The organism is Actinacidiphila sp. bgisy167 (assembly GCF_057707665.1).
In genome coordinates this window covers 1-3,042 of record NZ_JBYIQP010000176.1, presented here as the reverse complement: position 1 = coordinate 3,042, position 3,042 = coordinate 1, and the positions used below count along the sequence as shown (strand labels likewise).

Here is a 3,042-nt window from a genome sequence, read left to right as displayed (position 1 = left end):
ATATCGCGACCACTCTCGCGGGTGCACTGAGCCTTTCCCGGTAATGGATCATGACACTGCGTGATCGTTTAGATGGTTCGGTCGTACTCGAGCTGGAGCAGGATGAGGGCCGCAGCGGCGATCTGGGTGATGCGGCTGGGGTCGAGGCTGACTCGTCGCAGGGCCTTGAAGGTGGTCTTGAGCAGGGCGTTGGCTCGTTCGCACACGCCGTGGATGCCGCGGATGACTTTGTTGTAGGTCTGCTGGGCCTCGGTCAGCTCGCCGCCGGCGGGCTTCTTGATCGGGTGGCGGAAGCCGTCTCCGGCGTTCTCGTACCCGAGGTCGACCAGGGTCGGCACGCCCAACTCCGCCGCGACCCGGTTGAGCGCGTCGATCAGGCCGTGCCGGCGCGCGCAGGTGGTGTCGTGCTCGCGGCCGGGGCGGACCGGTGAGACCCAGATCGGCCAGCCGTCCGGAGTGGAGATGACCTGTAGGTTCCCGCCGTGATGGCGGTGCTTCCCGGACCACCAAAGGTCCGCGCCGTTGGGGCCGGGGGCCGCGACCCGGTCGGTGCGGACCACGGTGCCGTCCAGGTTCAGATGGGTCAGCCCGGCCGCCTTCGCCCGCTCCAGCGCGGTGTGCAGATCCGGAGCCCCGGCTGCCAGGGCGGTCAGCCCTTCGTGCAGGTACCGGTAGGCGGTGGAGGACGACAGGCCGTTGTCCCGGGCGAGTTGCGCCAGGCGGGTACCGTCGAGGAACCAGCGCAGGACGAGCACCGCCTGCCGGAAGCAGCCCAGCGCACGCCGTCCCCGGCGGGTGCCGACCGCGGCGCGGTGGTCGCGCAGCAACCGGGCCAGGTGTTCGGCGGTGGACCGCTTCACATCGAGCATCGCGGTATATGTGACACTGGTCGACACGTGAGGCCCCTCGGTCAGAACAATCCGTCGCAAGATCGTTCCTACCAGGGGCCTTACGCCTGCCCGGACTTGGGGACCACGCAGGCCGCAGCGCAAGGGGTAGCGATCACAGCGAGTGACGGGTGCTTACCGGGAAAGACTCACTCACTGCCTGGACACGGACATCGATCCCGGGAACAGCACATCCTCGCTCGCCAGGGCTCCCCTGACCGGGCAATCCCCAGGGGAGGAATGTTCCCCCTGTCACCCGCTGACCTGCAAATTCGTGCAGTTTCATGTCAGAACCCTTGCAACGATCCTCAACCTCGGGGGCCGCCCTCGGCGCCGCAGCGCCGACCGAGCACTTCCCTCACCCGGCAAAAATTTCCGATTTGCTGGATTGGTAAGCCCTTGTCAGGGTTGGGGTTCAGTGCGGGAATTCAGGGTCCTTCGGGCCGCTCGAACACGCTGCAGAGGGCAGTGCGATGACTTCGTCGGAGGGAGACACCATGGCCAGCGGCAGTGTAGACACGCTTGGCGCCCGAGTCGGGAGGGTGGCTGGTCCCGTCAATGACGTGCTGACACGTTCTGCGCAGAGGTTGGAAACGGCGGTGGAAGGCCTTCCTGGTTCTCGAGCACTCAAGGGCGTCATTGATGGCGTGCTGGGCTCGGTGGGTATCGTCTCGCCTCATGCGCGGCGTGCCGTGGTTTATGCCGGGGCCGGGCTGCTGGGCGTGGTCGGTGTGATCGAATGGCCGGTCGCTGTGGCGGGTGCGGCAGTGGTGTGGCTGACGCAGCCGCTTGCCAACGCCCCCGTCGTGGCCAGTGGGCACAGCAGGCCTGTGCAGTCGGAAACGGGACGCGGCGCGCCGGAGACGTCAGCGTTCCCAGCAGAGGTCGGATCCTCGGCCACGTCGGCTGCCACCGCGGCGCAAGACCGCCGCGCCGCGCCCGCAGAGGCGTGACGCGCTTTGCTCCCTGCGACCACCGACCGGCGCTGCCCCGGGCCCCTGGGCGCGGGAGCCTGAAGGGCGAATCATGCTGTCTCGCTTGCTGGCCTGCCTGTCTGCCATTGATCTTCAGGAAGTTGCGGCCATCCCCGTGAACGCCAGCCGGCGTCTCACCCCGCCCAGCGCAGGTACGGCACAGATGATCATTGAGCTGCTGAACGCCGGTACCCGGGGTTCGGTGAGCGCGGCAGCGGCCCTGTCGGAGACCGCGGTACGGGTCGGCAGGGTCGTCCGCAATGCCGTGACACCTCAGGTGGGCTATTGGCGGGCGGGATCCCGGATGCACTTTTGCCTGCCGCATCGGCCGGAGGCGGAAGAGCAGAGAGTGGGCAGGGTCGAAGACGCAGCCCGGAAGGTTGCGGCCGAGCTGGCCGAGCACCCGGATGTGCTGAGCGCCTATTGGGACGGTGGTCTGGAGCGGTTGGTCGTGCAGGCCGGCGAGGGCGTCGTGCGTGATGTGGTGGCCGACGCTGTGTCACGGTTGGCTGCCAAGAGGGGCCTGCAGCACAGTCCCGAGCCGACTTGGGAGCACGTGCATCCGGGTGCCGCCGGTGGTGTCCGTACCAGTGCGCTTGCTTTGGCCTGCGACGCGGCTGGTATCGGCACTGCCGTCGCAGCGCGCAGCGCCTTCCTCGCTCGCCCACCCCGCAGTGTCTCGGCCGTGGTCACCTTGCTGCGGGAGGATTCGCGCGTACGGGCGGCGCTGCATCGCACTGTGGGGGTCGATGGTGCCGACCTGGTCCTGGCGCTGGCTTATGCAGCCGCCGCTGGCCTGGGGCAGTCGCCGACTCCGCTGCTGCTGGATGCGGCCCTGCGGACCGTCCAACTGGTGTCGTCCTTGGCTCAGCTGGCGGCCTTCGACGCGGTGCACGACATACTGTGCGCACCGGATCGCTTGACGCTGGCCGGGAAGGATGTGGTACGACCGCCGCTGCGTGCCTGTCCGGGCGAGGAGTATGCGGACGCAGCGGTCAAGGGGATGCTGGCAGGGGCCGCCACCACGCTGCTGTTCACGCGGAACGCGGACGAGGCGGCCGAGACCGTGCTGGCCGGATCCCCGAAAGCAGCGCGCTACGGTCCGGGGGCCTTCATCGCAGTGCTGAGTAGTGCTCTGGCGCGCGAGGAGGTCCTGGTCCGGGACCGCGAGCGGCTGCGCC

The 3,042-nt window shown here is 68.5% G+C and carries 2 protein-coding genes and 1 pseudogene; 2 read left to right on the top strand and 1 reads right to left on the bottom strand.

Annotated elements, in window-relative coordinates; all coding sequences use genetic code 11:
- Positions 1–68 precede the first annotated feature (68 nt).
- Entirely contained in the window at positions 69–869 is an 801-nt protein-coding gene (locus AC3ET4_RS30550; protein ID WP_431955177.1) for an HARBI1 family protein, read from the bottom strand.
- 515 nt (positions 870–1,384) lie between these two features.
- Between AC3ET4_RS30550 and AC3ET4_RS30545 the strand changes: the two genes are divergently transcribed.
- Together AC3ET4_RS30545 and AC3ET4_RS30540 are read left to right on the top strand one after the other, a co-directional pair.
- Positions 1,385–1,840, top strand: coding sequence for a hypothetical protein (locus tag AC3ET4_RS30545; protein ID WP_431955175.1), 456 nt, complete (start codon positions 1,385–1,387; stop codon positions 1,838–1,840).
- Between the two features lie 184 nt (positions 1,841–2,024).
- Positions 2,025–3,042: pseudogene (locus AC3ET4_RS30540) on the top strand (cation-translocating P-type ATPase); the annotation flags it as partial.

Coding starts and splice junctions, on each gene's coding strand:
- AC3ET4_RS30550 (WP_431955177.1), bottom strand. CDS start 869: ATGCTCGATGTGAAGCGGTCCACCGCCGAACACCTGGCCCGGTTGCTG.
- AC3ET4_RS30545 (WP_431955175.1), top strand. CDS start 1,385: ATGGCCAGCGGCAGTGTAGACACGCTTGGCGCCCGAGTCGGGAGGGTG.